Consider the following 26,469-nt stretch of genomic DNA (forward strand, 5'->3'; position numbering starts at 1 on the left):
GTTTGTAAAAAAAACAGCAGTAATAACGGCTGGAATAACTATAGGAATAACAGCAGCAGCGGCAAGCGCTGCAAAAGCAGGACGAAACTGTGTTGAAAATAAAAGAAGGAATAAAACTTTAGATGCTCGAAAAAGGCTGTTCCTATTTCTCTGATATCCATGCTTGCCGCCTCAGTCAAAAAACTGGCGCGAAAGCAGGCTTGCTTAAGCACGCCTGCCAGTTTTTCAATCTTGCCCTGTGCACCTTGTTTTTGCTCGTGTCCCCTGTCATGGCTCAGCAGCCCATACCTTTGTCCATGCTCAAGCCAGACCTGGCCATGCTGCAAAACCAGGTGCCACAAGTGCATACCCATACGCCCGCACTGGCCCAGGATTTACGTCTGGGTTACCGCTATGGCGAACATCTGGTCTTCGCTGATGCCGCTACCCAGGGCCGCCGCCCTGAGGTCAGTACTGGTGGCAGCCTGGCGGTACTGTACCCTGACATGGGTGAACCTTACCGCAGTATTTTTGCCAAAATCATCGAAGGCATAGAAAGCAAGTCACGCATGCCGGTGATCAGCGTGCCGATAAGCGCCAAGCTGGAAACCGCTGACTTGAATGCGCAATTGAAACGTAATGGTGTCAGGGTCGTCATTGCCCTTGGCCGTCAGGGAGTCAAGCTGGCCAGTAGTCTGGACCGCGAGATTGCCGTGGTGGTTGGTGGTGTGCTGAACATCCCGGAAAGCGAGAGTCGCAGCATGACGGGTGTCAGCCTCATGCCCGATCCGGCCTTGTTGTTTACCCGCCTCAAAAGCCTGCTGCCAGGCGTCAAAAGAGTCATCGTTGTGTATGACCCCAAAAACAATGAGTCGCTGATCAAACTGGCGCGCGAAGCAGCGAAGCCGCAGGGGCTGGAGCTGGTGACCTATGAAGCCAAAGACCTTGCCGGTGCGGCCCATCAGTATGAAGTGGCCTTTGCCAGTGCAGACCGGCGCGATGCCTTGTGGCTGCCACAAGATTCAACCACGGTGGAAGAGGGTAGCATCCTGCCGCTGGTCTTGCGTGAGTCATGGAACCGCGGCATCCCTTTCTTTTCCAGCAGTTTTTTGCATGCAAAAAAAGGCGCTTTATTTGCGCTCTATCCAAATAATCTGGAGCTGGGACACAGCCTGGCCATGGCAGCCCATAGTGCCGTGAGCGGAGATGGCCGCAAGTCTGGGGTGTCCTTGTTGCGTGAGGTCCTGGTGGCAGTGAATTTGCGCACAGCCAGCCATATAGGTTTGAACATTGATTATCAAAGCCAGCGTAGTTTTGACTCTATCTTCCCTGAGCCTTGAGTATTGATATTGATTGCCATTGCGGGCTGTCTGCCATGCTACGGCTATGTGAAGAATAAAAAAACGAAGAGAAGTGAAAGAGCCAAGCATGTCATGCATACAAGAGGATGCTGAGATGATCTTGAATATTCTGAGACAGAGTGCTGTTCACCAGCGATGCCAGATGGTGAATGGCCATAAGTAATTTGGTTCAAGTATGAAGTTTTTCAGCAATTACTTTCGCCGCACAGGTTTCAGTCTCCAGCTAACGGTGATCATCACGGCTGCGATTCTGGTGCTGGCCTTGTTTTCTTCCATCATAAATTCATGGCAGGCCAGCCATCGCATGCGCGCTTACTTTGTCGTGCAGGGTCAGCAAGTGGCAGAAAACCTGGCACGTCAAAGCCGCCTGGCCCTGTTGTATCACTCTGCCGATAATGCCAGGGAAGTGGTGACCACCACCCTGGCTTTCCCTGACGTCCTGCAGGTAGAAATTGCCAATGCAGATCACAAGGTACTACTTTCACAAAGCAAACCTGGCATCGTTTTACCACCTTTGCAGACGCAACCGGCCGGGCCTTTGTCCAGTGCCAGGCTGGAACAGGAAAGTGAGCAGGACTGGCGTTTCAGCGCGCCGGTATTTGCAGGTGAGGCAGAAGCCTCGCCTTTTGAAGTACAAGAGAGCAAACCACAATTGTTGGGTTATGTGCATGTGGTGGTCGGCAAAACTACACTGGATAAACTGGTGTCGTCGCTGCTGCTCGGCAATCTCGCCATCACGTTCTCATTTGCCCTGATCCTGCTGGCAGTGATACGCCTGATGTCACGGCAGATGATACGTCCGCTGAACCAGTTGTCAACCCTGATGGGCAGGGCAGAAGCGGGTGAGTCCGGCATGCGTGCCACGCCGCAAGGTTCAAAAGACATCATGGAAATGGCGCATGCCTTCAACCAGATGATGGCCGTGCTGGAAGAGCGCGAGGCTGAGCTCAAGCAATCACGCGACCAGGCTTTGCAAGCTGCCGTCATGAAGGCACAATTTGCTGCCACCGTCAGCCACGAGGTGCGTACCCCCTTGAATGGCGTGGTTGGCATGCTCGATATGCTCAAGGAAATGCGCCTGACCCGTAGCCAGCGCGAATGCGTGGATGTGGCCTGGAATTCTTCCCAGTCCCTGATAGAACTTATTAATGACATCCTGGACTTTTCCAAGATGGAAGCGGGCAAGGTCGAGGTCGAAGAAATCGAATTTGACCTCAATAAACTGGTGGCTGAAGTGCTGGAATTGTTGTCCAAGTCTGCCCAGCAAAAAGGCCTGGAGCTTGCGTATCTGGTTGCCGATGAAGTCCCGCTGCGCATCAAGAGTGATCCCTTGCGTTTGCGCCAGATACTCATGAACCTGATAGGCAATGCCATCAAGTTTACCGAGCATGGTGAAATAGCGGTGCGGGTAGTATTGAGCCAGCACCACGATCAGGCAGACCCTGCTGCCACGTTGAGTTTGCGTTTTGAAGTCAGTGATACTGGCATAGGCATGTCGGCAGATGCCGTCGCTAATGTGTTTGAATCCTTCGCCCAGGCAGACCGTTCAACGACACGCAAATATGGTGGTACCGGTCTGGGCCTGGCTATCTGCAAGCAACTGGTGGCACTCTTGCATGGCGAAATTGGCGTCAGCAGCATGCCGGGTCAGGGCAGTAATTTTTACTTCAGCATGCAATGCAGGGCTGGCAGTGCCAGCAGCATCAGCAGCACTGACAAGCCAGCTCTGGCCAGCACCGAGTTGCAGGGCGAACGCATACTCATCGTTGATCCCAGTGAGATCGTGCGCAGCTTTTTGCTGCAACAACTTTCCCGTCATGGCATGGCATGTCATGCAGTAGCCAGTGGCATGCAGGCCCTGAGCCTGCTGGATCAGGCCGTGAAAGAGGGCGCGCCCCATTCCCTGGTCATCATGGATGTTGCCAGCATGGATGATGATGGCGTGGAACTGGCGCGCCGGCTGCGCAATGATCATCGTTTTAGCGGCATCCACACGCTGGCACTGGACAGGAATGGCTGTGCAGGAGATAGTAATTCCACTGCAGCAGAAATCTGCCTGAGCAAGCCCGTGCATATAGAAAAAATGCTGCAAGCCTTGCGGCATTTATTGCTGACTGAAACACAGGTACAGTCACCAGCCGCGGCAAGCATGGTCAGGCCGCCTGTACCCATGCCAGCCAGGGACATGGAAGTGGCGCGTCACCCTGCACAGGGTGGCCAGGTGGAGTGGCGCGTGCTGGTGGTTGAAGATAATCGCACCAACCAGATGGTGGCGGCGGGCATGCTGTCACTGTCCGCCTGCCATTGCGAATTTGCCGGGAATGGCAAGGAAGCCGTCGAAGCTGCACGCCGCAACCGCTATGACCTGATACTCATGGATTGCAGCATGCCGGAAATGGATGGTTATGAAGCCACCGTCAGGATACGCAGTTATGAAGATGGTCTGGGCAGGCGCACACCTATCGTGGCGATGACGGCCAATACCCAACGCGGCGATGCTGAAAAATGCCTGGCGATAGGCATGGATGATTATCTGGCCAAACCTATCACCCTGGTCGAGTTGCGTCAGAAACTGGAACGCTGGCTTACCCGTGGCGGTGCGGCAGGACGTGCCTTACCGTCAGATGGACAATTGCAGCCGCTTGATGGTCAGCCACTTGACCGCGCGGTGTTTGACAAGTTGCGCGATATCCTGGGGCCAGGTTTGCAGCAGACAGTATCCCTGTTCCTGGAAGATACTCCTGTCTATCTGGAACAATTGAACCAGGGCCTGCAGCAAGACGATGCTGAAATGGTGCGCGCCATGGCACATTCGATCAAAGGCAGCAGTGGTAACCTGGGGGCCTGCAATCTTTTGCAGTTTGCCAAGGAAGTTGAGCAACTGGCGCTGGAAAGGCATTTGTCAGAAATTCCGCCGCTACTGAGCAGCCTGCATCAGGCCTACGAAGCAGTGGCGTATGAACTGAGCAATGAGGTATTCCTGGAAGGCCATGAAGCAGTCAACCCTGGCCGACATGTTGCCAAAGTGCTCGTGGTCGATGATGACCGCAGTACCCGCAGCACGCTGCGTCATACCCTGCAAAGAGATGGCTTCAAGGTTGAAGAGGCGGCAGATGGTTCACAAGCCTTGCTGATGCTCAAACGCATGCGTCCTGATGTCATTCTCATGGATGCCGTCATGCCTGTCATGGACGGTTTTACCGCCTGCAGCCTGATACAGGAAATGCCGCGTGGCCGCAGCATACCGGTGTTGATGATTACTGCTCTCGAAGACAATAGTTCGGTAGAAAGAGCCTTTGCTGCCGGTGCCTGCGACTACATTCCCAAACCCATCCATTTTGCCGTGCTGTCGCAACGCGTGCGCCGTATCATAGAAGCCAACCAGGCAGAAAAACGCATACGTCACCTGGCTTTCAACGATGTGCTGACTGGCTTGCCCAACCGCACGCAATTCCTCGATCAACTGGGGCGCAGGCTGGCCATGGCCAAGGAAAATGTCGAGTCAGTGGCAATACTTTTTCTTGATCTGGACAGGTTCAAGAACGTCAACGACACGCTCGGCCACGATGTCGGTGACCGCCTGCTGATTGCCGTGGCCCAGCGCATACGCCGCAGTGTGCGCAATGCCGATTGCGTGGCACGCCTGGGTGGTGATGAGTTTACGGTGATACTCAGTGAACTGGCCGACCCTGCTGCTGCCGCATCGGCTGCACAAAATATTTGCCGCACCCTGGCCAAACCTTTCCAGATTGATAGCCATGATATTTTTGTGACCGCCAGCATAGGTATTTCTGTCTATCCCAGCGATGGCATGGACGTAGGCACCCTGGTCAAGCATGCAGATACAGCCATGTACCGCGCCAAGAAAACCAATACCGACTTCCAGTTTTTTGAAGCGGCGATGGAACATTCGATTTCTGAACGGGTACGTCTGGAAAACGACCTGCGTCGCGCACTCGAGCGCAATGAACTGGCGGTGTTTTATCAGCCGCAGGCACGCATGGACAACGGCGAAATTATCGGTGCCGAGGCACTCGTGCGCTGGTTCCATCCTACCCGTGGCATGGTCTCGCCATTGGAATTTATCCCTATGGCAGAAGAAACCGGCCTCATCATTGCACTCGGCGAATGGGTGTTGCGTACCGCCTGCGCGCAGATGCGCAACTGGATGGACAAGGGCATGGGGCATCTGCGGGTTGCGGTGAACCTGTCTGTCAGCCAGTTGCTGCAAAAAGATTTTGCCAATACCGTGGAGCAGGTCTTGTTCGATACCAGCTTGCCAGCGAAAATGCTGGAGCTCGAAATTACCGAAAGCACGCTGATGGAGCATGCGCAAGATACCCTGGCGATACTGGACCGTTTGCGCAGCCTGGGTGTCAGGCTGACCATTGATGACTTTGGTACTGGCTATTCATCTTTGTCTTATCTTAAACGCTTCCCGGTGGATATCATCAAGATAGACCGGTCCTTCGTGCGTGATATTCCGGGTGATGCCGACGATGCAGCCATCGTCACCGGCATCATCGCCCTGGCACACAGCCTGCGGCTGGAGGTGGTAGCCGAAGGGGTAGAAACCCGCGAACAGCTGGAGTTTTTTCGCGCCCAGTCCTGCGATATCCTGCAAGGCTTCTATCTGAGTAAGCCGATTCCGGCGCAGCAACTGGAAGATGAAATATTATCGCAAGTGGGCAACGTATTCCTGGACCAGACAGGTAAATAAAAGTGGGGTGAAATAGCCCCAGCCTGAAAAAAATGAACAGAGACACGGACAGAACAATGAGGGCTTGCATGACGCAGCTTCAACTACCTAAATGGCAAACCAGGCTGATGCCGGGTTTGCTGGTTATTGCCTTGCTATGCGTGAACAGTACTGCACATGCCCAGGCCAGGCCTGATTTTTCTGAGATAGAAGTCATCCATACCCTGTCTGACCGTGACAATACGGCGGCCCTCAAGCAACTGCAAGAATACAAAGACCGCCTCGGCAAAGATGCCGACTATGTCTTGCGTGCTGAGGTTTTAAAGACATTGATAGGCATCTTGTATGACGCAGGCAAGATCAAGGAGGCTGATGCTGCCAATGCAGAGTTGCTGCAACTGGCAAGGGCACAAAAAGACAATGACATGATCAATATGGCGCTGATAGGCGAAGCCTTTCAGATGCTGGATCAGGGCAAGTTCGCCATGGCGCTGGTGAAACTCAATGATATACAGCAAAGCCTGCGTGATTCAAAAAATGCAGAAGTGCTCATGCGTTTGAATATCGCCTTTGGCATGGTGCAACTGGCGATAGGCAATTTTGATAAATCCCTGCCCTATTTTCTTGAAGCATTGAAGCTGGCTGACCAGGTACCACGCCGCAGCGCACAGGCCAAACTGTACCGCATGGAATCCATTGCCAGACTCTACCTGAATATGCATAATGCAGAGAAGGCGCTGGAAACCACCAATGAGGCCCTGGCAATGTTGCCCGGCATAGACTCGCCCAAAATCACTTCTTCGCTGCAAATGACACGTGGCCTGGCCCTGATAGACCTGGGGCGTCATGATGAAGCACTCGAGGCCTACAAGACCGTCTTGCAGATAGCCACCGATGCCGGCATGCCTGCCGTAGCCGCCACAGCACTCGGCAATATTGCCGATTATTACCTGCATGTACGCAAATTTACTGAGGCTGAACGCGCCGCCAGGTTCTCACTGGAAAAAGCCCAGGCCGTGAATGATCCTTTTGCGATCGCTATTGCCAAGGCGAATATCGGGTTTGCACTGGCAGGGCAAAAAAAATTCGCCCAGGGCATAGGCTACATCAATGAAGCCAAGAAGTTTTTCATGGAAACCGGCTCCAAGTCGGATGTGGAAAACCTGCTCAGTGAAATCGGCAATATGTATGAAGCCGCCGATATGTATAAAGAGGCACTGGCGACGGTGCGCGAGCAACAAAAACTCAGCGATGAATTATTCCGCTCTGACCGGGCGCGTGCTGTAGCCACTTTACAAGAGCAATTCAATGCCCAGCAAAGGCAAAAACAGATAGAACTGCTGGCGCGTGAAAACCAGCTCAAGGATGCCGATATCAAAAACCGGCAACTGCAGCAAGTTGTGCTGATGCTGGCTGCAGTCATCATGGTGATGGTGGGGGTGGTGGTTTTCTTCCTGTACCGGCGAGTGCGCAAGACCAATGAAAAACTGCGTGAAGTCAATGAGCAACTCGAATTTCATGCGGTGCGTGATCCTCTCACAGGTTTGTATAACCGCCGCTCTTTTGTCGATATGATGAAGGGCAGGGCCATCTTGCCTGAGGGTGAAAGGCGTGAAGATGCGCTTGATAACCCTGATTGCCTGATACTCATGGACATCGACCACTTCAAGAATATCAATGACAGCTTTGGTCATGCCACTGGCGACGCCGTACTGATAGAAGTGGCACGCCGTTTGCGCAGTACCGTACGTGACAGTGACATGGTGTTGCGCTGGGGTGGTGAAGAATTCCTGATTTATTCGCCACGCTCGAACCCTGTACAGCTTAAGGGACTGGTTGAACGCATCTTGCGCAGCATAGGTGAAGAAAATATTCAGGCTGATGGTGCCAGTGTCCCTGTCACCCTGACTGCCGGTTTCATCAGCCTGCCATTTTCCGGTTTGCCAGAAGTCATCTGCAATTGGGAAAAAGCCCTGCAAATTGCTGACATGGCCTTATATCTGGGCAAGGTCAATGGCCGCAACCGCGCCTATGGCGTCAGCAGATTATTGATCGCCTATGAAGAAGCCTTGCCCGTACTCGATCATGATCTGTCGGCTGCGATCAAGGCTGGCATGGTCGAGTTGATAGAGGTGCATGGACCGGTAAAACTGCCAGAAGGCAATCTTGTTGCGTCGGCAACGGTATCTGATGAAGAACTGGCCAGCACCATCAAATAAAGCACCTGAGTTTAAAAAAGTCGTATAATCTGCCGTCGTCGCGGTTCTGGATTTGTTTCTGGAACCCGAAGAAAAAATGCTAGGGGTCCTGCCATCAATCTTGTTGGCGGGTGAGAAATACCCTCGAACCTGATCTGGATAATGCCAGCGAAGGGAAGCTGCCAAAGACTTCTTGCCACGCGCCTTCAGCGTGCACATTTTGATTTTGGAAACTCCTTTGCTGGCTCCATGCCAACAAAGCAAAGGAGCCAAAATGAACGCCAACCCGCAATTCTTGTCCGCTACCGCCACGGTAGATGAGGCAGCCATACAGCCACTGCCGAATTCACGCAAGACTTATATACAGGGCAGCCGACCCGATATCCGCGTACCCATGCGCGAAATCAGTCAGTCAGATACACCAGCCATGTTTGGTTCGGAAAAAAATCCGCCTATCTATGTGTATGACACCTCCGGTCCCTATACCGACCCTGCAGTAAAAATCGATATCCGCTCTGGCCTGGCATCCGTACGCGGTGCCTGGATAGCCGAGCGCAATGATACTGAAGAACTGGCAGGTCCTACATCAGAATACGGCATCGCCCGTCTGCATGATCCCAAGCTGGCAGAGCTACGCTTCAACCTCAAACGCCTGCCGCGCCGCGCACTGGCAGGCAAAAATGTCTCGCAAATGCACTATGCGCGCCAGGGCATCATCACGCCAGAAATGGAATTTGTTTCCATACGCGAAAACCTGCGCAGGAAAGAATACCTGGAAAACCTGAAAGCCTCAGGCCCTATGGGTAGCAAGCTGGCAGAAGTCATGGGTCGCCAGCATCCGGGTCAGTCTTTTGGTGCTGCAATCCCTGCAGAAATCACGCCAGAATTCGTGCGTTCAGAAATCGCCCGTGGCCGTGCGATTATCCCGGCAAATATCAATCATCCTGAAATCGAGCCCATGATCATAGGCCGTAATTTCCTGGTCAAGATCAATGCCAATATCGGCAATTCTGCGGTGACATCTTCCATCGGTGAAGAAGTCGAAAAAATGACCTGGGCAATACGCTGGGGTGGCGACAATGTCATGGACCTTTCCACCGGCAAGCACATCCACGAAACCCGCGAATGGATCATCCGCAATTCCCCCGTACCTATTGGCACAGTGCCCATCTATCAGGCACTGGAAAAAGTGAATGGCAAGGCAGAAGACCTGACCTGGGAAATCTTCCGCGATACACTGATTGAGCAAGCTGAGCAAGGCGTAGATTACTTCACCATCCACGCAGGTGTACGCCTGCAATATGTGCCAATGACCGCCAAGCGTTTGACTGGCATCGTCTCGCGTGGTGGTTCCATCATGGCGAAATGGTGTTTGGCGCATCACAAAGAAAGCTTCCTGTACGAGCATTTTGAAGATATCTGCGAAATCATGAAAGCCTATGACGTGTCCTTCAGCCTTGGTGACGGTCTGCGTCCAGGCTCTATCTATGATGCCAATGATGAAGCGCAGTTAGGTGAATTGAAAACCCTGGGCGAACTGACACAGATCGCCTGGAAGCATGATGTGCAAGTCATGATAGAAGGCCCTGGCCATGTGCCCATGCACCTCATCAAAGAAAACATGGACCTGCAACTTGAGCAATGCCATGAAGCGCCTTTCTATACCCTGGGCCCTTTGACGACGGATATCGCCCCTGGCTATGACCATATCACTTCCGGCATAGGTGCAGCCCAGATAGGCTGGTATGGCACTGCCATGCTGTGTTATGTGACACCCAAAGAACATCTGGGTTTGCCTAACAAGGTCGATGTCAAGGACGGCATCATCACTTACAAGATTGCTGCTCATGCAGCCGACCTGGCAAAAGGCCATCCCGGTGCGCAGATACGTGACAATGCTTTGTCGAAGGCACGCTTTGAATTCCGCTGGGAAGACCAGTTCAACATTGGCCTAGACCCCGACAAGGCACGTGAATTCCATGATGAAACCCTGCCCAAGGATTCTGCCAAGGTCGCCCATTTCTGCTCCATGTGCGGCCCGCATTTCTGCTCGATGAAGATCACACAGGAGGTGCGAGACTATGCCAATGCACAAGGTATCAGCGAAATCCAGGCCTTGAAGCAGGGCATGGAAGTCAAGGCAGTTGAGTTCATCAAATCCGGCGCGGAAATCTACAAGAAACAATAGCCATGGTAGAGATACAGCTCAATGGAGAGAAGCGGCAACTGGTGAGTCCGCTGCTGGGTGACTTGATTGCGGAATTGAACCTGTCACAGCAGGCGATTGCGGTGGCAGTGAACAGGCAGATTATTCCGAAGTCGCAATGGGCCGAACATCAATTGCGAGTCGATGACAAGGTTGATGTGGTGAGGGCGATTGGCGGAGGTTGATTTTTTTAACTCCTTCCCTTTCAAGAGGAGATTTTTGCGCCACAAATTTCTAAGCCGCTTGCAAGCGGTGCGGTGGAAGGTTGGGATGGGGATGGGTTCCGGTCGTAAAATTCTTACATTATTTGCGATGGAACCCCATCCCCACCCTAACCCTCCCCTTGAAGGGGAGGGGATATAGTAAATCTAAGCTGATCGGAATATGAAAAACGCCGCCAACGAAAATTTAATCAAAACAGCAAAGGTCTTGCGTAAAAACATGACCGACGCTGAGAAAAAATTATGGCAAGGCTTGCGCAGTGAGCAGTTAGGTGCAAAGTTTAGACGGCAATATCCATATCAGCATTTTGTACTGGACTTTGTGTGTCTGGAAAAGCGTCTGGTGATTGAAGTTGATGGTGGACAGCACGCTGAAGCACAGGCCTATGACATGCATAGAACTGAAGTGCTGAAGAAGGCAGGGTTTACTGTCTTACGCTTTTGGAATAATCAGGTACTGAGTGAGGCTAATGCTGTGATGGAAGAAATTTGGCGGCATGTGAATCAAGAAAAGCATAAATAAGACTGAGGACGTTCCCTCCCCTTCAAGGGGAGGGCTAGGGTGGGGATGGGTTTCGGTCGATTCAGCGACACCAGCATTTGCTAACGAACCCCATCCCCATCCCAGCCTTCCCCTTGAAGGGGAAGGAGTCAATAGCTAATCAATATTCTAGAATTGGGAGATGGAGCAATGAACACAGAAAACACTCAAGGCTTAAGCATAGCCGGAAAAACCTACCGCTCCCGCTTGCTGGTTGGTAGCGGTAAATACAAAGACCTGGAACAAACCCGCCTGGCAACAGAAGCCAGCGGAGCCGATATCATCACGGTAGCGATCCGTCGTGTGAACATAGGACAAGACCCGAATGCACCGAGCTTGCTGGACGTAGTACCACCAAGCAAATACACCATACTGCCAAACTCAGCCGGTTGCTACAACGCTGAAGATGCGGTGTATACCTTGCAACTCGGACGCGAATTATTGGGCGGCCACAAGCTGTGCAAGCTGGAGGTACTGGGCGATGAGAAAACCCTGTTCCCGAATATGCCCGAGACCCTGAAGGCTGCCAAGACTTTGGTGCAGGATGGTTTCGATGTCATGGTGTATTGCAGCGATGATCCTATACAGGCGCGCATGCTGGAAGACATAGGCTGCGTTGCCATCATGCCGCTGGCTTCATTGATAGGTTCAGGCATGGGTATATTGAATCCATGGAATCTGTCGCTGATTATCGAACAGTCCAAAGTACCGGTACTGGTGGATGCCGGCGTAGGTACTGCATCGGATGCAGCGATAGCCATGGAGCTCGGTTGCGATGGCGTGTTGATGAACACCGCCATCGCAGGTGCCAAAGACCCGGTACGCATGGCGCGCGCCATGGGCCTGGCGGTCGAAGCCGGGCGAGAAGCTTTTCTGGCAGGACGCATGCCACGCAAGTTTGCAGCATCGCCTTCGTCTCCTATGGCTGGCCGCATAGTCTGATATTCGTTTGATGATCGTTTGATGAAAACAACTACGCGCCCCTGTGTGCTGGTATTTGCGGGGCATGATCCCAGCGGTGGTGCTGGCATACAGGCAGACATAGAAGCGATCGCTGCGCAGGGTGCACATGCCCTGCCGGTGATTACTGCATTGACCGTGCAAGACAATGATCATGCCTATGCCGTGCATGCCGTTGATGTGCAAATCATTTTGCAGCAAGCAATGACCCTGGTGGCAAAAATGCCGGTCAAGGTCGTCAAGCTGGGCATCGTCGCACATAAAAAAAATGCGACGGCGATTGCCAGTTTTATCCAGAAGATGAAACTGCAAGAGCCTGATTTGCAAGTCATCGTTGATACTGTATTGGGCAGCGGGCATGGTGATAGTCTTTCTCTCGATAACCCGGTAGGGGCGATTGAGCCTTTACTGAAAGTCGCAACCCTGATCACTCCGAATCTGCCTGAACTGAAACGCCTGTCACCACATTGTATGGATATGCAGGCACAGGTAGAAAACCTCATGCAAACCTGTGAGGCGGATGTCTTGTTGAAAGGTGGGCATGCAACAGAAGCGCAGGTTAAGAATATCTGGTTCCAGCATGGACAATGGCAGACTGCACAAGAATGGTTATGGCCGCGTTTGCCTGGTGAATTCCACGGCAGTGGCTGCACCCTGGCATCGGCGATAGCCGGGCAACTGGCAATTGGCGCCAGCTTGCCTGTGGCGTTGCTACAGGCGCAAAGCTATACCCAGCAGAGTTTGCAACATGCGTATGCGATTGCCGCTGGGCAGCTCATTCCGGCACGTCAGCCAGTTCCGACTACAAGAAAGAAATCATGAATAATTTGAGCAAGCATCAACTCAGTGGCCTGTACATCGTTACCCCCGACTGGGACGATACGGCAAAGCTGCTTGAAGTCACCGAACAGGCTTTGCTGGGCGGTGCAAATATTGTGCAATACCGCCACAAGACTGCCAGCGATGCATTGCGCAAGACACAGGCACTGGCCTTGCTGGAACTCTGCCGCCGCTTTAACAAGCCCTTCATCATCAATGACCATCTGCAACTCTGCCTCGATATTGATGCCGATGGCCTGCATGTAGGCGGCACGGATATCTCAGTGGCCGATGCCAGAGCCAAGCTGGGCGCGGGCAAAATACTGGGTGCGTCCTGCTATGGCGACCTGGAACTGGCTCGTAGCGCCATTCAGAGTGATGCGAGTTATATTGCCTTTGGTGGTTTCTATCCTTCCCGTATCAAGAAATATGCAGTGACCACACCCGCCAGTATAGTTGGAGATGCAGTCAGGGAATTTGATGTGCCCAATGTCGTCATCGGTGGCATGACGCTGGAAAACTGTCAGCCCCTGATTGCCCAGGGGGCTGACATGGTGGCGGTGATCAGCAGTGTGTATATGGCAGAGCAGCCGCAACAGGCGGCTCGGGCATTTGCCAGCTTGTTTGCTTAGCTCATTTGCTTAGCTTGCCTGCTTATCTTGTCTGCGTGAAGGATTCCATTTGTCGGCTGGCTCAAAAACTGCTCGAAGAGATGCAGGGACCTCAGATATACTTCGGTCTCCAAGCCGACCAATTATCTAGTCCCCATGAGCGCGAACAGCTTTCCAGCAAATCCAGAACCACAAATGATCTCCAGCAGACAGCTGGTGGGCAAAGACAATACTTCGGGTAAAGGGGATTTTTACCCGGCACCTGATGGTGTGGCTGGCTGGTCATGGGGTGCATTTTTGCTGGCGATTTTTTGGACAGCCCGTCACAAACGCTGGATCAGTTTTTTTCTTCTCGTGGCTCCCATAGTCGCTAGCGTGGTCGGGCTTAATAACATAAGCAGCATTGGCAAAAGATGGATGGTTTTGCTGATTCTTTTTAGCCCTGTCATCAGTTTCTTTTGCGCTGTCAAAATTGGCCGCAACGCAAGACTATGGACCTGGCAAAACGTTTACTGGGATAGTCTGGAGCATTTCAAGAGCGCACAACGGAACTGGACACTTGTTGCATTCAGCCTGTATGCGCTGACGATTGCGCTAGCCGGCGCTGTAAAATATCCTGACATACAAAGAGAGGTCGCCAGGAAACAGCTTGACGCTAAAAATGAAGCAATCAGGAAAGAGCTGGTGTCGCATGGCCGTCACGCCGTTGCTGACGCGGTGAATATTGCAAAAGACGTTTCCCAGGGAGTTGGCGACTATATTCTTGCTCATCAGGCTTTCCCTAAAAATATCGCCCAGGCCGGTTTTGATTCCCAGCTACCAGACTATGTCAAGAGTATAGAAATTGACCAGAGGCATGGCCTGATCGCTGTCACGATGAATGTTGCTCCCTTCATAGCACAGACTTTTTATCTGGCACCCCGTTACGAAGGGGAAAAGGAAATTTTATGGAGATGTATGCGCGGTGATTTTTCTACCCTGGATATACCGCATGAATGCAGATACGATGCGACTGAGTTTTTTTACATCAGGCGGAAGTAAGAGACAGGTTCGCGGTATATCCCGGTGATCTTTATTGCTTGAGGTTTTCAGTAGCCACAGGGTTTTCCTTGCCACCAGCGGCTTGTTGGTCCAGTTCCTCAACCTTTAATAATTCTGCCGTCGTCAGGATGCCGACGCTGACGACATCGTAACCTTCAATGGTTTCACATTTGCGTGGATGGTCTAGCGTGCCTGCGGTACAAAAGCGGATATTGCCTGTTTTTTTGTCTGCACCCGGATAATGGAAAAACATCATGTCACCGGCGCTTTTGATATACATGGCCTGGTCCAGCAATGCATCTGGGAATTTGCCATCGGTGGCATTGAGCAACCATTCACGCAATCTGGGTATGGCTTCGGTACTGACTTCATGGGTTTCCTTATTATGTGGCCCGTGAAAACCTAGTTTTGTATTCGCCAGATTTTTGCTATCCAGCATGCGCCTTTCGGTGCCAGCCATGAAGATGATGGCACAAGAAGAAAAGCAATTGCCCTGAACGGCGGTATTGATTTTCCTGCCGCGTATCAATTGCGCGATGCCATAAGCTGCATTCAGGTCACCGCCCGGGCTTTCACTCAGCACGACATTGTGTACTTCACCACCAGACAGATTACGGCGAAAGCGTTGCGCATCGTCCGCCACCACCCTGCCATATAAAATCAGAGTGTCATTTGCCCGCAGCATGGTCATGGCAGCAGCAGGCCGGCTATGGAAAATCAAGCTTGTTGCCAGCAGAGCGAATACGGCAAACAAAGGAGGCAGACGTCGCATATTATTCCGAAAGAAATTATTGATATCGCATTATCCTTTGCTTGCACTACCAAGGCAATGTGCTATTGAATGAGGTCAAGTTGTGCCATCTTGCTTAAGAGTTTGTCCGTAGTTTCGGTACTTGCTGGCAGCATGGGCGCGCGCAGATTAGCCTGTATGAGCCCCAATGCTGCCAGCGCAGCCTTCAGCGGAGCCGGATTGGGTTCTTCAAACAGGGCCAGCATGACCGGTAGCAGCCGATAAAAAATACGCCTGGCCTGTGCCAGCTCACCTGTAGAGACCAATGCTTGCAAGCGCATGAAAAGATCAGGCCGCAGATGGGCAGACGCCAATATGCCGCCTGCACCGCCCAGGCATAGAGCAGAAAATAATTCATGGTCTTCTCCGGTCAGCACCTGTATGTCGCCGTCGGTGATGAGTTGCATGGTGGTTTGCAGATTGCCGCCGCAATCCTTGATGGCGACGATATTCGGATGTTTTGCCAATTGCTGCAGCGTGGGTAATTCCATATTTACGCCCGTGCGGTAAGGGATGTTGTACAGCAGTACCGGCACAGCAGAGGCCCCGGCAATTTCATTGAAGTAGTGCATGATGCCCGCCTGTGATGGCCGTATGTAATACGGTGGCGTGACCAGTACTCCAGCAAGCTGTCTTTGCCCTATGACTGCCAGCCTGTGCAAGACTTGCCCCATATGATTGCCGCTCAAGCCCATGATGACTTGATTGGGCGATACCACGGCCAACACCGCATCCAGCACTTGCAATTGTTCTTCTTCACTGAGTGCGGCTGCTTCGCCGGTGGAGCCACAGACGACCAGGCCCGTGACACCTTCCTTGATCAACTTGCTTGCCAGCGCCTGCAGTGCGGGTAAATCCACTGCCGCGTCCGGGCCATTGCAAAATGGCGTTATCAGAGCGACCCAGATGCCAGAAAAATCGTCGCGCCTGTTGTGATGAATGGATTCAATATGAGTGTTGCTGGAATTGCTATTGCTATTATTGCTGCTGGACATGCCTGTTCTCCTGTGGACCGGTTAAAGACCCGCAGGGAGTTGACATACAGCGCAAAGGGGGAGAGTACCGTTTTTGCCATCCTGTCAGCTCACCTGACGGGACAGCACGCCCCGGTCAGATGAGCGTCTGTTTCTTGGCTTTAGCAAAGACCATACACAAAGCAGTGCTGCTTTGTGCGTGTACTTGATCTTTGACTTGAGTTTGCATAATGAAATGTGGATGAAATTTCTATTGCGATTGAAATGATTATCTGCGCGTGCAGCCAGGCCTGTCAAGCCTGCCGACAATAAATTTTGCCTGATTTTGCCTGACTCAGGGAGTGGAAAACAGGCTGGCAGGCATAGTCCCGTATAATCTGCCTATGCAAAATTTACTCCACAACTTAAATCCCGAACAACTGGCTGCCGTGACCTTGCCGGCGCAGTCTGCCCTGATTTTGGCTGGTGCCGGTTCTGGCAAGACACGCGTGCTGACTACCCGCATCGCCTGGCTGATACAGACTGGTCAGGTCTCGCCCGGTGGCATACTGGCCGTGACCTTTACAAACAAGGCCGCCAAGGAAATGCTGACGCGTTTGTCTGCCATGTTGCCGATTAATACACGCGGCATGTGGATAGGTACTTTCCATGGCCTGTGTAACCGCCTCTTGCGCGCCCATCATCGCGATGCTGGTTTGCCATCGACGTTCCAGATTCTTGATTCTGGCGACCAGTTATCCTTCATCAAGCGTTTGCTGAAGGCGAACAATATCGATGATGAAAAGTTCCCACCCAAGACCCTGATGTATTTTATCAATGGTGCCAAGGACCAGGGTTTGCGTGCAGCGCAAGTCGATGCCTATGATGACTTCAACCGCAAGCTGGTTGGTTTGTATGATCTGTATGACACGCAATGCCAGCGTGAAGGTGTGGTTGATTTTGCTGAACTCCTGTTGCGTACCTATGAATTGCTGAGCCGCAACCAGCCGCTGCGTGAGCATTATCAGGACAGGTTCCGCCATATCCTCGTCGATGAGTTCCAGGATACCAATGACCTGCAATACAAGTGGCTGAAGCTGATGGCGGGCGAGGGTGGTAAAAAAGGTGGTGCAGTGTTTGCCGTCGGTGATGATGACCAGAGTATCTATGCCTTCCGTGGTGCCAATGTCGGCAATATGTCCGCCTTTGAGCGTGAATTTCAGGTACAGAACCTGATCAAGCTGGAGCAGAATTACCGCTCGCACGGCCACATCCTCGATAGTGCCAATGTACTCATAGAACACAATAGCAAGCGACTGGGCAAGAATTTGCGTACGGATGCTGGTCATGGTGAGCCGGTGCGCATCATGGAATCAAGTAGCGATATACAAGAAGCCAACTGGATCATAGAAGAGGCCAAGAACCTGATACGTGAAGGTTCGCTGCGTAGCGAGATTGCGATACTGTATCGTTCGAACGCGCAGTCACGTGTCATAGAACATGCGCTGTTCACGGCGAATATCCCTTACCGCGTTTATGGCGGCCAGCGCTTTTTCGAGCGTGCCGAGATCAAGCATGCGATCGCCTATCTGCAATTGATGGATAACCCGCACAATGATTCTGCCTTCTTGCGCGTGGTAAATTTTCCTACCCGTGGCATAGGTGCGCGCTCGCTGGAGCAATTGCAGGATGTCGCCAGACAGCAGAATATTTCCATGTATGCGGCAGTACCTTATGTGGCTGGCAAGGCTGGTTCTTCTCTGGCGAACTTTGTCAAATTGATCGAAGGTGCACGTTTTGAAACCCAGAACCTGCCCTTGCCCGAGATGGTCAAGATTGTGCTGGAAGTCAGCAGTCTGCTGACGCATTACCAGACTGAAAAAGAAGGTGCAGACCGCATAGAAAACTTGGAGCAGCTCGTCAGCGCTGCCACCCTTTTCGTATCAGAAGAAGGCTTTAATAAGGAGGCACCTGCCTTTGCCGGCCCTGCCAGTAGTGCGGCTGTTTTACTGCAGAGCGAGAATGGTGATCAGATCATCGATGCCGACGCGGCCTTGCCAACGGTGATGTCACCGCTGTCAGCCTTCCTGTCGCATGCTTCTCTCGAGGCGGGTGACAACCAGGCACAGGCCGGGCAAGATGCCATGCAGTTGATGACGGTGCATTCCGCCAAGGGCCTGGAGTTTGATGCGGTATTTATTACCGGTCTCGAAGAAGGCTTGTTCCCGCATGAAAACAGTGCGCAGGAAGACAGTGGTGTAGAAGAAGAACGCCGCCTCATGTATGTGGCGATTACACGGGCGCGCAAACGCCTGTACCTGAGTTTTTCACAAACCCGTATGCTGCATGGCCAGACCCGTTACAACATGCGTTCCCGCTTCCTTGATGAGTTGCCGGAAGAATCATTGAAGTGGCTGACACCACGGGTACAGCCGACCTGGTTTGGAAATAAAAAGTCCGCCTGGGATGAAGCGCCTGACGATGCCGCGAATCGTATTGCTCAGACCTTCAAGAAGAGTAATGACGCCATGACTTGGCGCATAGGCCAGAATGTGGAGCATGCCAAATTTGGTGAGGGCGTCATTGTGAATCTGAATGGCGGTGGCGGCAGTGGCAGCCTCAGAGCACAAATTAATTTCGGCAAGTTTGGCATGAAGGAGCTGGACTTGAGCATCGCCAAGCTGGAAAAAATATAAGCAAAAGACGAACGCGCAGTCCAGGGGCTGCGTGTTCGTTGCTCAGTTGCCCGGTTGTTTCAGTTGCTCAAGTTTATAGGCTGGCCCTCTTCAGTCCTTTGCTTTTCAAGACCTTCAGGCTTTAAATATAGTAAGCCGTCGTCGTCATGACCTTGGCCATGAGTTTCATGCCTGCCTGCACGGGAGCAGGCAGGGTGCTGGCCCCCAAAGCCTGTGCTGCCGCACCGTGGGCAATTTCATCGACGCGCATCTGTTCTACTACTGCGCGTGAGCGCTGGTCTTCTGCCGGTAATTTCTTGAGATGGCTGGCCAGGTGTGCCTCTACCTGTTTTTCTGTTTCAACAACAAATCCCAGACTGACGGCATCACCAAACCTGGCGGCTAGTGTGCCACAGGCATAGGCCCCGGCATACCACAGTGGATTCAGGAAGCTGGTATGTGAATTCAGTTCATGCAACCTTTTTGCCGTCCAGGCCAAGTGGTCTTCTTCTTCTACACCGGAATGCTCGAACTGCTGTCGTATATCTTCCGTATGCGCATTTGCCCCCTGAGAGTCGTATAGGGCCTGGGCACAAATTTCGCCGACATGATTAACGCGCATCAAACCTGCACTATGGGATTTTTCCTGTTCGGACAAATTGCCATCGGGCATATCATGTCCAGGATAGGTGCGCCTGGACATGGCCTGGCCGCTGACCACACGCAAGGCGCGGTCAAACTTGCTGATCATTTGGTCAAGGCTGACACTGGGAAATGTTATTGGAAGATTCATATTGTTTTTAAGCATGTAATGATGGAGCGATGAGCCATACCAGACTGGATAGTGTCTATTGTAGGAAGAATTAAGGATACGCGCCATCAGACCAAGTCTGGAAACCTACAGAAAACTTAAGATTGTAATAATAAGAAAGTAGATGCTTGTTGCGATAACACCACATAAAATTTGCTTAAAAACGATCGTTCGCAAATTCTCTTTGCCCAAATTCCTTTAATTTGTTTCAATGGAACCTAGCTTCTTAATCAGCAGGTTTCGAAGTCTTGGCAAGACTAAATTCGTAAAATAATGGCCGAAGCTTTTCAGGTGTGGCCGCATAAATTAATAATTTTGGAGACGCTTTCAATGAAAAAATCGATACTGGCATTCGCAGTCTTGAGCGCATTTGCAGCAACCGCTTCCGCACAATCTTCAGTCGTCATCTACGGTATTATCGACGCAGCCGTTGTAGCTACTACCAACCAGACACCAACTGGTGGTTCCAAATTCTCCATGGATGCTGGTCAGTTACTGACCTCCCGTTGGGGTATCAAAGGTTCTGAGGACCTGGGCGGCGGTTTGAAAGCTAACTTCAATCTGGAAGGCACACTGGCCAATGACACAGGTACTGCAGGTGCCGGTTTTGGCGGTAACGTATTTAATCAGGCCGGTAACAATACATCCCTGTTTGATCGTCTGGCATGGGTAGGTTTGTCTGGTGATTTCGGTACAGTCACTCTGGGCCGTAACAATATTCTGGGTGTGGATTCTGTCGGTCTGGCTGATCCTATCAGCCTGGCACACGCAGGTTCCAATCCTAACGTGATGTTCAGCGCCTTGAATGCTGGCGCATTCTTTGGTGGCTTCGGTACTAACCAGGGCGGTACTGCTCTGCGTCAAAACAATTCCATCAAATACGTTTCTCCTCTGATGTCCGGTTTCGGCGGCGCGCTTATGTACGGCTTCGGTGAAAAAGCAGGCGACAATACTGCGAGCAACTATGCTGGTCTGTCCGGCTTCTTCACAGATGGTACAAACGGTGCAGCCCTGTCTTACGCAAAACTGCGTGACAATGCCAATGTCTCCAATCTGTCTGGCTGGGCTGGTGGCGCCAAATTCAAGATCACTCCATCTGTGATGTTGCGTGGTACTTACTCCAGCAATAAAGTTGAAGGCAATGTGAAGATTGATGCATTGCCAAGCGCAAATGGCCGCAAGATTGCTGTCATAGGCCTGGGCGCAGATTTCACTTTGTCTGATCAGACAACATTGACTACTGCCTATTACAATACCAAACGCTCTGGCGATATCGATGGTAAAGCTGATCAGTACATCTTGCTGGGTAAATATGCATTCAGCAAACGTACAACTGCTTACGCTTCCCTGACATATGCAAAAGCTGGTTCTGTTAATGCACAAGATGTTTCCTTGGCACTGGGCATCATTGGTGCAGGCAATAGTTCTGCAACACGTACAGCAGTAGGCGTATTGCACGCATTCTGATTGTAGATAGAAAGTTTTACTTGCAAAGGTCGCCTAAGGCGACCTTTGCAATTTTGTTTTTGTTTCATTTTTATTGGTAATAATGTAATTTTTCAGCGCTTGTCCGACATTATCGATGTTAAATAAATGGCATTGAAATTATTGCTTTTAAGGCAATTTTTGTTGCTTATTCGAGACAAAACACCCCCATATTCCCTCCAAAAGCCGATTTAGCTTGGCTGCCTGACACCATTTTTGGTCAAATACGTTAACTTCTTTTTAGCTGTCTTGTCGGTTCTTAAGTATTTGCGCTCTTCGTGCAATCAATGTTTTGGCTCTGTTTTGCGCGAACTGTGCTTAATGTAGTTCAATATCAATGTGAAATCCTTTGGAGAAATATCAATGAAAAAATCACTCATCGCTCTGTCAGTTTTGGCTGCTGTTGCTGGTACAGCGCAAGCTCAATCTTCCGTCACTATCTACGGTGTAGTTGATATGGCTTTGCAACATCAAAACACTGGCGATCCTGCTGGCTCTACTCTGGGTCTGGATAGTGGTATTCAATCCGGTTCCCGTCTGGGCTTCAAAGGCTCTGAAGATCTGGGTGGCGGTCTGAAAGCAAATTTCCAATTGGAAATGGGTATCAATGCTGATACAGGTAGCTCCGCTCAAGGTGGTCGTGCATTCGGTCGTCAAGCTTACGTAGGTTTGTCTGGTGATTTCGGTGCGGTTAACTTCGGCCGTCAATACACACCAGCATTCGTTGCAATCGACAGCTTCGATCCATTCGGCACTGGTATCACTAGCGGTACAGCAGGTAGCGGTACTTCCGGCCTGGGCGCTGCAGCTTACTTCGACCACGGTGGCGTTCGTATCAACAACTCCGCTATCTACAACACAACTAACCTGGGTGGTTTCGTAGGTACTGTTGCTTATGGTTTCGGTGAAGTTGCTGGTAACACAACAGCTGGCCGTTACATCGGTTTCTCTGGTGCTTACACTGCTGGTCCTCTGTTTGCTGAACTGTCATACAGCAATGCGCAAAATGCTACTGGTACTAATGCAACTAAGAGCTACTTGCTGGCTGGTACATACAACTTTGACGTAGTGACAGCACATGCTGGTTTTTCTTCCATCAAAGATGATGGCGTAGGCGCAGCTGCTCTGGATCGTCGCGTATGGTTGCTGGGTGCGACAGTACCAGTTGGCTCTGGCAATATCATCGCCAGCTACATCCGTTCCACTAACCAAAACAGCCTGTTGAAAGCTGCTAACGGTACACAATTGGCTCTGGGTTACACATACTCCCTGTCCAAGCGTACTAACCTGTACACTTCGATCTCCCGCGCAAGCAACGACGCAAACATCAACCTGGGTAGCGCTGATTCTTCAGCAACTTTCCATCCAGTTCCTAACGGCGCTGATGTACGTCTGGTTAACGTTGGTATCCGTCACAAGTTCTAATTTAATGCTGACTTAGGTCAGTTTTAAAAAAGAGTCTGGCAAGATTGAGAAGGCACTCTTGATGAGTGCTTTCTCTTTTCGCGTTTTCTTTGTGAAGTGTTTCTCACAATGCTGGCAGCGGCTGCCAGGCTGAATTGCCAATAAAGTTTATGCGCTTCTGCAAAAGAAAAAGGCTGACATGTACCGCATGTCAGCCTTTTTCTTTCAGATAATCAGTGTTTCACACGGAGGGGCGCCGCAACATCTGATACTTGGCGGTTTTAAGCAAAACTGACACTCAGACCCGGCAATGGGATGCCAGAGAAAGCAGTCCCCCAGGTTTGCCCGGCCTGTACCGGGTAAGCATCAGTCCAGGTGCCGGTGGTGATGATTTCACCTGCCTGCAAAGGAAGGAACTGTGGCTGCTTTTGCAGCAGGCCATGCAGGTGCCAGATCGCATGCAATGGGCTATCCAGCACATTACTGCCATAGCCAGCGCTCAGCAGTGTGCCATCGCATGACAGCGAGACACTGGCATTGGCCAGCAGCTCAGCCAGATGCTGGCGACTGGCGCTCGACAAGATGCGCGGTTCACCGATCAGCAGGGTGCCATGCAAGCCCAGTGCGGCTATCGCATCGGCTGCCTCAAATTTCCAGTCAGGGTAGGGGCTGACGACGATCTCTATGCCATGTGCCATCCATTCCAGGCAATCTGCGAGTTCTTCTATGCAAGCGTCGGCAGCCGGCGTCCTGCCGAGCTTGAATACCACTTCCGGTTCTATGCGTGGCTGCAGCGCGCCTGTCAGGCTTTGGTAGGCATGGTTATCTTCAACATAGCGCACCGTGCTGTCAAACAAGCTGCTCCAGATTGGTTCGCAGATGGCAGCTTTCTCACCATACTTATTCCACAGCTTGCGGTTAGTGAAACCAAGTTTGCGGCCTATGCAAACTTCGCCTTCGGCGGCACGGATGGTGTCAGACGCTTTGGCAATGTCATAAGCATCGTTAATGCTCAGCTCAAATTGCCAGCTTAGGGGATTGATATGCTGGGTACGCGCCCTGGCCTCAAGGACGGCATAAGCATGTTGTTCGGCTAGTAGGGACATGGCATCAAGTTCGGTTGGATTGAGCACAAACCATGGGAGGGGTCAGCGTTTAGCTACCACCCCATAAGTCGCCGTTATTGCCCGATCTGGGCATGGTCACGCCAAAATGCTCATACGCGGACGGAGTTGCTATCCTGCCTCTGGGCGTGCGTTGCAAAAAACCCTGCTGTATCAGATAGGGTTCCAGTACATCTTCTATGGTGTCGCGTTCTTCTCCTATGGCAGCAGCGACGTTATCCAGACCTACCGGGCCACCGCCAAATTTAAAGAGGATGGCTTCCAGCAGTTTTCTGTCCATCAAATCAAAACCAACGGCATCGACATCCAGCATCTTCAATGCTGCATCGGCAATGGCCTTGGTGATTTCACCATTGCCTTTGACCTCGGCATAATCACGTACCCGCCGCAACAGACGATTGGCAATACGCGGTGTGCCACGTGCCCGCTTGGCAATTTCACGCGCACCATCCGCCTGTATCGGTGCGCCCAGCAACGATGCGGAGCGGGTCACGATCTTGGTCAATTCTTCAGGTGTATAAAATTCCAGTCGGGCGACAATCCCAAAACGGTCGCGCAGCGGGTTGGTCAACATGCCGGCGCGGGTAGTGGCGCCAACCAGGGTAAAAGGCTGCAAATCCAGCTTCACCGAGCGGGCTGCCGGGCCCTCGCCTATCATGATGTCGATCTGGTAGTCTTCCAGCGCCGGGTACAAAATCTCTTCTACGACAGGCGACAGGCGATGTATCTCATCGATGAAAAGCACATCATTGGCTTCCAGATTTGTCAGCAAGGCAGCCAGATCACCAGCTCGCTCCAGAACAGGGCCAGAAGTCTGGCGCAGGTTGACACCCATCTCACGCGCAATGATGTGAGCCAGCGTGGTTTTACCCAGGCCCGGCGGGCCAAACAGCAAGGTGTGATCAAGCGCTTCACTACGCTGCCTGGCTGCTGTAATGAAAATCTCCAGCTGGCCACGTATTTTTTCCTGGCCCACATATTCATCAAGCTGCTTGGGGCGCAGGGCGCGTTCTATCGCCTCCTCGTTGGGCGAGCTCGGCGTGGCCGAGATAATGCGTGGCTCGCTGAAGTTGGATGAAAGATTGTCGGTCTGTATCGTCATCGCTTAGCCTTTGGACAATGCTTTCAATGCCAGCTTGATGCCATCAGAGACGCCACTACCTGCGGGCACGGATTTCATCGCCAGCAAGGCTTCCTTGTCGGAGTAACCAAGTGCCTGCAAGGCATTCAGGATATCGGCGCTATGGTCACCCGCAGCCAGTGCGGCAGTGGCATTACCCAGGTCAGCACCGAGCTTACCTTTGAGTTCCAGCAACAAACGTTCAGCAGTTTTTTTGCCTATCCCAGGTACGCGGGTCAGGCGCCCTGCTTCTTGCAGTGTGATTGCCTGGGCCAGATCGGCTACCGACATGCCAGACAAAATAGAGAGGGCAGTGCGGGCACCGACACCGCTGATCTTGATCAATTGCTTGAAGGTGCTGCGTTCTTCTGCCGTGCCAAAACCAAACAGCACATGGGCATCTTCGCGTATCGCCAGATGCGTCAGCAAGACCACTTTTTCACCCAGATGCGGCAGGTTATAAAAGGTACTCATAGGCACATCGACTTCATAGCCCACACCCTGGCAATCGACCAGCAATTGCGGAGGATTCTTTTCTATCAGAGTGCCTGCAATGCGACCTATCATGGGACTGCTTTCATACTGTATGAATAAGCAGTGATAGTAAACGATTCTTGCGCGTTTGACGAGGCTCGCAGGGAAATTATATTGATATTGCGATACTGCAATTAAGCTTATGCATGCCAGTTATACGATCTGGCGCGGGCATAGTGCAGCTGCAATGAGCTTGCAGCCCCGTATCAGCCGACCAGACGGCCACCCTTGACGCGCAAGCCCTTCTTCGCCAGTCCCGGTGCAATTGCCCCCAGGGTTGCCAGGGTATCACCACTGTGGGCATGACAAATCGCTACGCCCAGCGCATCGGCAGCATCGCTTCCAGGCAGGCCAGACAAAGCAAGCAGGCGCTGCACCATGTCCTGCACCTGTTCTTTCTTGGCACGGCCATGGCCGACCACGCCTTGCTTGACCTGTAAGGCCGTATATTCAGCCACTGACAGGTCCGCCGCCACCAGCGCACAAATCGCTGCTCCACGGGCTTGCCCCAGCAACAGGGTGGATTGTGGATTGACGTTGACGAAAACTTTTTCTATGGCCGCGCAATCTGGCTGGTAAGTGCGTACTATTTCTGAAACACCAGCCAGTATGGTCTTCAAACGTTCTGGCAAAGTACCATCAATGGTCTTTATCGTGCCCGAGGCGATATACGTCAGCTTGCTGCCCTGTTTATGGATGACGCCAAAACCGGTGGTACGCAAGCCGGGGTCTATGCCTAGGATTTTCATGAGGGCTTCTGAGTGTGTGTTAGATGTGGTGCTGTGCTGCTACAGGAATTATTGCTGATGAGTATAGCGTATCAGCGAGCTAGTTTTATTGCTCGCTAAGTAAGTGAGTAATTGCTTCTGATGATTAGTATTGGTATTTGTAATTGATGCGCATCAGTAAGGAAATATAATGCAGGCCCGGTTGGTCT

At 51.9% G+C, this 26,469-nt stretch carries 20 protein-coding genes and 1 riboswitch; of the genes, 13 read left to right on the top strand and 7 right to left on the bottom strand.

The annotated features are described in order from the left end of the window. Positions 1-122 precede the first annotated feature (122 nt). The 10 genes from ACO0LN_RS06040 (at position 123) to ACO0LN_RS06085 (ending at position 14,636) form a co-directional block, all read left to right on the top strand. Positions 123-1,319, top strand: a complete 1,197-nt coding sequence (locus tag ACO0LN_RS06040) for an ABC transporter substrate binding protein (protein ID WP_422971914.1) — start codon at positions 123-125, stop codon at positions 1,317-1,319. A gap of 196 nt (positions 1,320-1,515) precedes the next feature. Next, a complete protein-coding gene (locus tag ACO0LN_RS06045; protein WP_422971916.1) occupies positions 1,516-6,060 on the top strand; it encodes an EAL domain-containing protein in 4,545 nt (1,514 codons plus the stop codon). A gap of 68 nt (positions 6,061-6,128) precedes the next feature. Beyond that, entirely contained in the window at positions 6,129-8,258 is a 2,130-nt protein-coding gene (locus tag ACO0LN_RS06050) for a tetratricopeptide repeat-containing diguanylate cyclase (RefSeq protein ID WP_422971918.1), read from the top strand. Between the two features lie 71 nt (positions 8,259-8,329). Further along, positions 8,330-8,431, top strand: a riboswitch (TPP riboswitch). 80 nt (positions 8,432-8,511) lie between these two features. Beyond that, entirely contained in the window at positions 8,512-10,425 is a 1,914-nt protein-coding gene (gene thiC / locus ACO0LN_RS06055; RefSeq protein WP_422971920.1) for a phosphomethylpyrimidine synthase ThiC, read from the top strand. A gap of 2 nt (positions 10,426-10,427) precedes the next feature. Further along, the gene (thiS, locus tag ACO0LN_RS06060; protein ID WP_422971922.1) at positions 10,428-10,628 is read left to right on the top strand and encodes a sulfur carrier protein ThiS; all 201 of its coding nucleotides are present in this window, start codon (positions 10,428-10,430) and stop codon (positions 10,626-10,628) included. A gap of 199 nt (positions 10,629-10,827) precedes the next feature. Further along, entirely contained in the window at positions 10,828-11,187 is a 360-nt protein-coding gene (locus tag ACO0LN_RS06065) for an endonuclease domain-containing protein (protein WP_422971924.1), read from the top strand. 168 nt (positions 11,188-11,355) lie between these two features. Further along, the gene (locus tag ACO0LN_RS06070) at positions 11,356-12,147 is read left to right on the top strand and encodes a thiazole synthase (protein ID WP_162060804.1); all 792 of its coding nucleotides are present in this window, start codon (positions 11,356-11,358) and stop codon (positions 12,145-12,147) included. Between the two features lie 21 nt (positions 12,148-12,168). Next, positions 12,169-12,987 (top strand): bifunctional hydroxymethylpyrimidine kinase/phosphomethylpyrimidine kinase, encoded by an 819-nt coding sequence (gene thiD / locus ACO0LN_RS06075; protein ID WP_422971926.1) that lies wholly within the window; start codon positions 12,169-12,171, stop codon positions 12,985-12,987. After that, positions 12,984-13,616: a thiamine phosphate synthase gene (gene thiE, locus ACO0LN_RS06080; RefSeq protein WP_422971928.1), complete on the top strand. Its 633-nt coding sequence runs from the start codon at positions 12,984-12,986 to the stop codon at positions 13,614-13,616. Before thiD ends, thiE begins: the two co-directional genes overlap by 4 nt. A gap of 135 nt (positions 13,617-13,751) precedes the next feature. Continuing rightward, on the top strand, positions 13,752-14,636 hold the full coding sequence (locus ACO0LN_RS06085; protein ID WP_422971929.1) for a DUF2628 domain-containing protein: 885 nt from the start codon (positions 13,752-13,754) through the stop codon (positions 14,634-14,636). A gap of 31 nt (positions 14,637-14,667) precedes the next feature. On the opposite strand, the gene ACO0LN_RS06090 is transcribed toward ACO0LN_RS06085, so the two are convergent. Both ACO0LN_RS06090 and dapA read right to left on the bottom strand, forming a co-directional pair. Continuing rightward, entirely contained in the window at positions 14,668-15,408 is a 741-nt protein-coding gene (locus ACO0LN_RS06090) for a hypothetical protein (protein WP_422971931.1), read from the bottom strand. 62 nt (positions 15,409-15,470) lie between these two features. Beyond that, the gene (dapA, locus tag ACO0LN_RS06095; protein WP_422971932.1) at positions 15,471-16,421 is read right to left on the bottom strand and encodes a 4-hydroxy-tetrahydrodipicolinate synthase; all 951 of its coding nucleotides are present in this window, start codon (positions 16,419-16,421) and stop codon (positions 15,471-15,473) included. A gap of 362 nt (positions 16,422-16,783) precedes the next feature. On the opposite strand from dapA, the gene ACO0LN_RS06100 reads away from it, so the two are divergent. Next, positions 16,784-19,075 carry a UvrD-helicase domain-containing protein gene (locus ACO0LN_RS06100; protein WP_422971934.1) on the top strand — a complete coding sequence of 764 codons (2,292 nt, stop codon included), beginning with the start codon at positions 16,784-16,786 and terminating at the stop codon, positions 19,073-19,075. A gap of 121 nt (positions 19,076-19,196) precedes the next feature. On the opposite strand, the gene coq7 is transcribed toward ACO0LN_RS06100, so the two are convergent. Next, positions 19,197-19,847, bottom strand: a complete 651-nt coding sequence (gene coq7 / locus ACO0LN_RS06105; RefSeq protein ID WP_422971936.1) for a 2-polyprenyl-3-methyl-6-methoxy-1,4-benzoquinone monooxygenase — start codon at positions 19,845-19,847, stop codon at positions 19,197-19,199. A gap of 348 nt (positions 19,848-20,195) precedes the next feature. Here coq7 and ACO0LN_RS06110 point away from each other — a divergent pair, with 348 nt between their 5' ends. Together ACO0LN_RS06110 and ACO0LN_RS06115 are read left to right on the top strand one after the other, a co-directional pair. Continuing rightward, complete coding sequence (locus ACO0LN_RS06110) at positions 20,196-21,332, top strand: porin (protein ID WP_422950678.1); 1,137 nt, start codon at positions 20,196-20,198, stop codon at positions 21,330-21,332. A 381-nt stretch (positions 21,333-21,713) separates the two neighbouring features. Continuing rightward, positions 21,714-22,775 carry a porin gene (locus ACO0LN_RS06115; RefSeq protein ID WP_422971938.1) on the top strand — a complete coding sequence of 354 codons (1,062 nt, stop codon included), beginning with the start codon at positions 21,714-21,716 and terminating at the stop codon, positions 22,773-22,775. A 260-nt stretch (positions 22,776-23,035) separates the two neighbouring features. On the opposite strand, the gene ACO0LN_RS06120 is transcribed toward ACO0LN_RS06115, so the two are convergent. From ACO0LN_RS06120 to ruvC, 4 genes are all read right to left on the bottom strand, one after another. Then, positions 23,036-23,860 (bottom strand): 2-keto-4-pentenoate hydratase, encoded by an 825-nt coding sequence (locus tag ACO0LN_RS06120; RefSeq protein ID WP_422971940.1) that lies wholly within the window; start codon positions 23,858-23,860, stop codon positions 23,036-23,038. A 49-nt stretch (positions 23,861-23,909) separates the two neighbouring features. Then, positions 23,910-24,980: a Holliday junction branch migration DNA helicase RuvB gene (ruvB, locus tag ACO0LN_RS06125; RefSeq protein ID WP_422971941.1), complete on the bottom strand. Its 1,071-nt coding sequence runs from the start codon at positions 24,978-24,980 to the stop codon at positions 23,910-23,912. 3 nt (positions 24,981-24,983) lie between these two features. Beyond that, a complete protein-coding gene (gene ruvA / locus ACO0LN_RS06130; RefSeq protein WP_422950682.1) occupies positions 24,984-25,565 on the bottom strand; it encodes a Holliday junction branch migration protein RuvA in 582 nt (193 codons plus the stop codon). A 173-nt stretch (positions 25,566-25,738) separates the two neighbouring features. Beyond that, entirely contained in the window at positions 25,739-26,281 is a 543-nt protein-coding gene (ruvC, locus tag ACO0LN_RS06135) for a crossover junction endodeoxyribonuclease RuvC (RefSeq protein WP_422971943.1), read from the bottom strand. Between the last annotated feature and the right edge of the window lie 188 nt (positions 26,282-26,469).

This window comes from Undibacterium sp. TC9W, from assembly GCF_049339865.1.
Lineage (GTDB): Bacteria > Pseudomonadota > Gammaproteobacteria > Burkholderiales > Burkholderiaceae_D > Undibacterium.

Excerpts from the sequence above, each read along its gene's own strand:
- ACO0LN_RS06065 (WP_422971924.1), top strand. The coding sequence starts at position 10,828 with ATGAAAAACGCCGCCAACGAAAATTTAATCAAAACAGCAAAGGTCTTG.
- ruvB (WP_422971941.1), bottom strand. The coding sequence starts at position 24,980 with ATGACGATACAGACCGACAATCTTTCATCCAACTTCAGCGAGCCACGC.
- ACO0LN_RS06045 (WP_422971916.1), top strand. The coding sequence starts at position 1,516 with ATGAAGTTTTTCAGCAATTACTTTCGCCGCACAGGTTTCAGTCTCCAG.
- ACO0LN_RS06040 (WP_422971914.1), top strand. The coding sequence starts at position 123 with ATGCTCGAAAAAGGCTGTTCCTATTTCTCTGATATCCATGCTTGCCGC.
- thiD (WP_422971926.1), top strand. The coding sequence starts at position 12,169 with ATGAAAACAACTACGCGCCCCTGTGTGCTGGTATTTGCGGGGCATGAT.
- ACO0LN_RS06070 (WP_162060804.1), top strand. The coding sequence starts at position 11,356 with ATGAACACAGAAAACACTCAAGGCTTAAGCATAGCCGGAAAAACCTAC.
- thiE (WP_422971928.1), top strand. The coding sequence starts at position 12,984 with ATGAATAATTTGAGCAAGCATCAACTCAGTGGCCTGTACATCGTTACC.
- ruvA (WP_422950682.1), bottom strand. The coding sequence starts at position 25,565 with ATGATAGGTCGCATTGCAGGCACTCTGATAGAAAAGAATCCTCCGCAA.
- ACO0LN_RS06085 (WP_422971929.1), top strand. The coding sequence starts at position 13,752 with ATGAGCGCGAACAGCTTTCCAGCAAATCCAGAACCACAAATGATCTCC.
- ACO0LN_RS06115 (WP_422971938.1), top strand. The coding sequence starts at position 21,714 with ATGAAAAAATCACTCATCGCTCTGTCAGTTTTGGCTGCTGTTGCTGGT.
- ACO0LN_RS06120 (WP_422971940.1), bottom strand. The coding sequence starts at position 23,860 with ATGTCCCTACTAGCCGAACAACATGCTTATGCCGTCCTTGAGGCCAGG.
- ACO0LN_RS06050 (WP_422971918.1), top strand. The coding sequence starts at position 6,129 with ATGACGCAGCTTCAACTACCTAAATGGCAAACCAGGCTGATGCCGGGT.
- ACO0LN_RS06110 (WP_422950678.1), top strand. The coding sequence starts at position 20,196 with ATGAAAAAATCGATACTGGCATTCGCAGTCTTGAGCGCATTTGCAGCA.
- coq7 (WP_422971936.1), bottom strand. The coding sequence starts at position 19,847 with ATGAATCTTCCAATAACATTTCCCAGTGTCAGCCTTGACCAAATGATC.
- thiS (WP_422971922.1), top strand. The coding sequence starts at position 10,428 with ATGGTAGAGATACAGCTCAATGGAGAGAAGCGGCAACTGGTGAGTCCG.
- ACO0LN_RS06090 (WP_422971931.1), bottom strand. The coding sequence starts at position 15,408 with ATGCGACGTCTGCCTCCTTTGTTTGCCGTATTCGCTCTGCTGGCAACA.
- ACO0LN_RS06100 (WP_422971934.1), top strand. The coding sequence starts at position 16,784 with ATGCAAAATTTACTCCACAACTTAAATCCCGAACAACTGGCTGCCGTG.
- dapA (WP_422971932.1), bottom strand. The coding sequence starts at position 16,421 with ATGTCCAGCAGCAATAATAGCAATAGCAATTCCAGCAACACTCATATT.
- ruvC (WP_422971943.1), bottom strand. The coding sequence starts at position 26,281 with ATGAAAATCCTAGGCATAGACCCCGGCTTGCGTACCACCGGTTTTGGC.
- thiC (WP_422971920.1), top strand. The coding sequence starts at position 8,512 with ATGAACGCCAACCCGCAATTCTTGTCCGCTACCGCCACGGTAGATGAG.